The following is a 5427-nucleotide window of genomic DNA, read 5'->3' on the forward strand; positions in this document are numbered from 1 at the left end:
TCCTCCGCCGACGGCTCAGGCCGCTTCTTCCGTCCGGTCACGTCGTTCAGTGTCGCGGTCATCACGGCACCCTCCTCACCAGGCACAACGCCCGGCGGGTCAGGCCGGAAACACCGTTAGATCCACACTCCCACAAAGGGTGCCGAAAACCTATCCGTGCAGCTTAGGCGGCATGTTCGTATTCATTGAGGAGAGGCGCCGTTCAGCGTGGAGGCTTCGAAGAAGTCGGCTGCGATCGCGTGGGCATCGCAGGTCAGTCGTGGCGGTGACGCACGATGTAGTCGATGTAGCGGATCGTGTCCTCGCGGTCGTCCTCGCTGATCGAGTCCCATCCCTGGCGGCTCACAATTGATCAAGGCTCTGACCTAGCGTTTTTCGCGATATCGGAGCCTCTCTTATGTCCATGGTAGACAATTGGTGATCGATGGGCGATCTGTAACTGTCGGTCGTCCTTGGCGCCGGCTGACACCGCTGGTCACCCAGCGGCATGGCCCGACAGCAGATCACCGGCCGGACGGTCGCCGCACCGCGACGGCGCGGCACGGCAGACCTGAAAGCAGTCCGAAACTTTCGGAATCACCAAGTCATGCGTCGCCCACCTTACCGCCGGGCTTTGTCGACGCCTGGCCAACAGGACCGATCCACGCCGCTTCAACCTGGGATAAACCTCCCGCCGGTCCAACCCACCCGAGGCATGATTTCCGAAGTGTTTCCGGGAGTTGTTGACAGTGCGACGAAGTGGGATCGATACTGACGAGATCGACAGAGTTCACTATCGTTCCGGATCACCACCGCGGCCCGGCAACTTCGGTCGTCGAACGCATGACGACTGGCCCCCACCACCGCGTGGTACGGCCCACGTACGGTGGCCCGACACCACGGCCACCGACAGTCCTACCGGGTCGTATCACGCTGTCACGTCCTTCCGTCAGCCCTCACGAGGAGGAAGCACGAACATGCACGAGGCCCCCGTCCAAGGGAAGAGTCGCAGAGGCAGCCGCCTCAGAATGCTCATCGGCGCCGCCTGCGCCGTAGTGGTGGCTGTCGCCGGCACGGTGATGGCGGCCACCAACGCGTACGCCGAAGCCGACCGGCAAGTTTGCTCGAGCACCACCGGCACGCACAACGGGTTCTATTTCTCGTTCTGGAAAGACAGTGGCGACGCCTGCATGGTACTGCGAGAGAACGGCCGCTACTCCAGCTCTTGGAGCAGGAGCACCAACAACTGGGTCGGCGGCAAGGGTTGGGCCACCGGTAGCCGACGGACGGTTAACTACTCGGGCACCTACAACCCGGGCAACAACAACACCTACCTCGCCCTGTACGGGTGGACGCGGAACCCGCTCATCGAGTACTACATCCTGGAAAACTTCGGCAGCTACAACCCGGCCAGCGGCGCCACCCGGATGGGCTCCGTCACCACCGACGGCGGCACCTACGGCATCTACCGCAGCCAGCGGGTCAACGCCCCGTCGATCGACGGCACCGCCACGTTCTACCAGTACTGGAGCGTCCGCGAGTCGAAGCGCACCGGTGGCACCATCACCACCGCCAACCACTTCGACGCCTGGGCCCGTGCCGGCATGAACCTCGGCAGCAGCTGGGCCTACCAGGTCATGGCCACCGAGGGCTACCAGAGCCAGGGAAGCTCTGACATCACCGTCTGGGAAGGCACCTCCAACCCGCCCGGCAGCACCACCCCACCGCCCGGTACCGGTACCGGCCAGATGATCGTGGGTCAGCAGTCCGGCCGGTGTCTCGACGTCCCGAACGCGAGCACCACCAACGGCACCCGGCTCCAGTTGTACGACTGCTGGGGTGGCTCGAACCAGCGGTTCACCCAAACCTCGAGCAGGCAGCTGACGGTGAACGGCAAGTGTTTGGACGCCTCAGGTGGAGGCACCAGCAACGGCACCGCGGTGATCATCTGGGACTGCCACGGCGGCGCGAACCAGCAGTGGAACGTCAACAACGGCACCATCACCAGCGCGCAGTCAGGTTTGTGCCTCGACGCCGGCGGCACCGGTAACGGGACACCGATCCAGCTGTACGGCTGCTGGGGTGGGGCAAACCAGCAGTGGAGCCTCCGGAACTGACCCGGCGCCACGGGGCCAGTCACTGACAGCTCTGACCCGAAGGCAGGTGCGGCTGGGGTGCCGACGATGGTCGGCACCCCAGCCTCCGTGCGGGGCCATCCGGTGGGGTGCCCCGGATGGAGGGCTCCGGTCAGGACGTGGTGCCGGTGACCGAGCTGCCGTTCTTCCTGACGTGTTAGTAGTGCTTTGTTAAGTTGGTGGCAGTTGGTGGCAGAGAGGGCAGAATCCGAGCCAGGTATTGCAGTTCGCGGAGGACGGCGTAGAGGCTCAGGTCTGCCCTGTTGCTTTTGGGTCTGCGAGCCGTAGTTGGGTGAGGAACAGTTGGGCGGCTGCGGTGAGGGTGACGTGGCGGTGCCAGCCGATCCAGGAGCGGCCTTCGAAGTGGTCGAGTCCGAGGGCGGTCTTGAGTTCGCGGTAGTCGTGCTCGATGCGCCAGCGGCTCTTGGCTAGGCGGACCAGTTCGGCAAGTGGTGTGTCGGCGGGTAGGTCGGACAGCCAGTAGTCGGTGGGTTCGTCCTGGCTGGGGGGCCATTGCACGAGCAGCCCGCATTCGGGGAGGACCCCGTCGTCACCACAGTCTGGTCCAGGTTGGATGGCGCGGCCTGCGGGTCGGACCCGGAGGGCGAGGAAGTGCCCGGCTAGTTCCCGGGTGGGCTGGCCGGGGGCACGATCGGCGGTGGGGAGCCGGTCGCGCCAGCGTACCCGTTGTGTCGTGTGCGGGCCCTGGGCCAGAGCGATGTCCTTGAGGCTGCGGGCGGGTTGCGGGTATTTCGGGGTGGGGTGCCTGCCGACGCCGGCGTAAGGGCGCTCGACCGGTTGGGCGTCGCCTGGTTGGGCGGTGGTGGACGAGGTGGTCGCCACGATGTAGGGGATGCCACGTTCGGTTAGGCCCTGGCGGAACTCGGCGACCTGCCCGTAGCCGGCGTCGGCGGTCAGCAGCGGCGGACGCAGCCCCCATTCGGCCAACTCGTCAAGCATTTCCAGGGCCATCATTCACTTCGGCCGGTACCGCTCGGTGTCGGGGACTTTCGATGCGGTGCGTCGCCGGCGGATCTGGTCGATCTGCTCTTCACGCGGTAGCTGCACATGGCTGTGTGGTTTCTTCGCCCCGGCCTGGTCGAGGGTGACCGGTTGCTGGCGCAACCTGTGGGCGTGCGGGTTCGCGGGCTTGCCGTCCGGGCCGGGGACGCAGGTGTCGTCCCATGACTCGGGCACGAACAGTCGCCAATTCAGCACGGCCGAGGCGGCGCGGTCGCCGCGTGGACGCTGACGGCGATCTGGCAGTTGGCAACCCTCGACCCCGCGTACCGGTTCCGGGCCTTCACCACCGAAACCCTCGTCGACAGCACCTGGACCAACACCACCTCCAAGCTCAACCACAAGAAGGGCCTGTCCAAGGTCGCCAAGGTCGCCTCCTACGCCTCCATGATCCCCGGCCCCATCGGCACCATCGCCGGCGTCGTCTCCGCCGTCTCCTACGCCGCCACCGGCAACTGGAAAGAAGCCGCCTGGGCCGCAGCCGCAGCCGGAGCCGCAGCCGCCGTCGTCGGCGCCGGCGCAGCCGTCAAGGGAGCCCGCCTCGCCCTCACCGCCATCCGCGCCTCCAGCAAGGGCGGCAGACTCGCCTCCGCAGGCCAAAAGATCGCCCGAGCCTTCAGCAAATGCAACTCCTTCACCCCCGACACACCCGTGCTGATGGCCGACGGCAGCTACCAGTCCATCGGCAGTGTCGAAGTGGGCGACTACGTCATCGCGATCGACCCGGAGACTGGGGAGGTCTACCAGCGACATCTCCGACGCCCGTTGGGCTCTGATCGGGCCGACCCTGCTCGCTTGGCAGCAGGCCCGCCTCGACCGGCGGCCCACCGGCGAGCCGGCCCGCACCGACGTCCGAGAGGTGCTCAACGCCATTTTCTACGTCAACCGGACCGGGATCGCCTGGAAGTACCTGCCCCATGACTTTCCGCCACACACCACCGTGTACTACTACTACGCTGCCTGGCGCGACGAAGGCATCTTCGCCCAGCTCAACGTTGACCTGACCGCCCTGGCCCGAGTGAACTGGCTGTGTGGCGGACGTTGTAGGCCGACACCAGCCGCCAGAGAGTTGATCTTCGTTGCTGTGCGCTGTGGGTGGAGGGTTCGTCGCTAACAGACTGGCATGAAGTCGAGATCCTGGGCGTAGAGAGACCACTCGCTGACGGTTACGGGCCGAGTCAAGTGTTGGCATAGTCGGCTTTGCAGAACCATGAACGATGGTGCGTCCCAGATCCGCACCGTCCCGTTGTCGGAGCCGTCGCTGCTGGCGGTGGCGATGGTCTTGCCGTCTGGGCTGAACGCCACCTCATCCACACGGCCGGTGAGGTTGGCGATCGGCCAGCCCGTGGCGGCGTCCCACGTCCGCACCGTCCCGTCGCTGCTGGCGGTGGCGATGGTCTTGCCGTCCGGGCTGAACACCACCGACCACACGGTGTCGGTGTGGCCGGTGAGGGTGGCGATCATCTGGCCTGTGGCGGCGTTCCACGTCCGCGCCGTCTTGTCGCTGCTGGCGGTGGCGATGGTCTTGCCGTCCGGGCTGAACACCACCGACCACACGGTGTCGGTGTGGCCGGTGAGGGTGGCGATCGGCTGGCCTGTGGCGGCGTCCCATGTCCGCGCCGTCTTGTCGTCGCTGCTGGCGGTGGCGATGGTCTTGCCGTCCGGGCTGAACACCGCCGACCGCACATCGTTGGTGTGGCCGGTGAGGGTGGCGATCGGCTGGCCTGTGGCGGCGCTCCACGTCCGCGCCGTCCCGTCGTCGCTGGCGGTGGCGATGGTCTTGCCGTCCGGGCTGAACACCACCGACCACACGGGGTCGGTGTGGCCGGTGAGGGTGGCGATCGGCTGGCCTGTGGCGGCGTTCCACGTCCGCGCCGTCTTGTCGCTGCTGGCGGTGGCGATGGTCTTGCCGTCCGGGCTGAACACCACCGACCACACGGGGTCGGTGTGGCCGGTTAGGGTGGCGATCGGCTGGCCTGTGGCGGCGTCCCATGTCCGCGCCGTCTTGTCGCTGCTGGCGGTGGCGATGGTCTTGCCGTCCGGGCTGAACACCACCGTCTGCACGTTGTTGGTGTGGCCGGTGAGGGTGGCGATCGGCTGGCCTGTGGCGGCGTCCCATGTCCGCGCCGTTTTGTCCCTGCTGGCGGTGGCGATGGTCTTGCCGTCCGGGCTGAACACCACCGTCTGCACGTTGTTGGTGTGGCCGGTGAGGGTGGCGATCGGCTGGCCTGTGGCGGCGTTCCACGTCCGCGCCGTCTTGTCGCTGCTGGCGGTGGCGATGGTCTTGCCGTCC

2 protein-coding genes and 2 pseudogenes are annotated in these 5427 nt (G+C 66.7%); 2 read left to right on the forward strand and 2 right to left on the reverse strand.

Annotated elements, in window-relative coordinates; translation table 11 throughout:
- The first annotated feature begins 1007 nt into the window (after positions 1-1007).
- A complete protein-coding gene (locus tag ABZ671_RS19870) occupies positions 1008-2096 on the forward strand; it encodes a glycoside hydrolase family 11 protein (RefSeq protein ID WP_357859857.1) in 1089 nt (362 codons plus the stop codon).
- Between the two features lie 267 nt (positions 2097-2363).
- Here ABZ671_RS19870 and ABZ671_RS19875 read toward each other — a convergent pair.
- Positions 2364-3415, reverse strand: a pseudogene (locus tag ABZ671_RS19875) (transposase); the annotation flags it as partial.
- Positions 3416-3864: 449 nt separating this feature from the next.
- Between ABZ671_RS19875 and ABZ671_RS19880 the strand changes: the two are divergent.
- Positions 3865-4155: pseudogene (locus ABZ671_RS19880) on the forward strand (transposase); the annotation flags it as partial.
- Positions 4156-4244: 89 nt separating this feature from the next.
- Here the strand turns inward: ABZ671_RS19880 and ABZ671_RS19885 are convergent.
- The coding region (locus ABZ671_RS19885; RefSeq protein ID WP_357859859.1) for a WD40 repeat domain-containing protein at positions 4245-5427 on the reverse strand (1183 nt) is incomplete at its 5' end.

This window comes from Micromonospora sp. NPDC006766, from assembly GCF_040636055.1.
In the GTDB taxonomy this organism is placed as follows: Bacteria; Actinomycetota; Actinomycetes; order Mycobacteriales; family Micromonosporaceae; genus Micromonospora.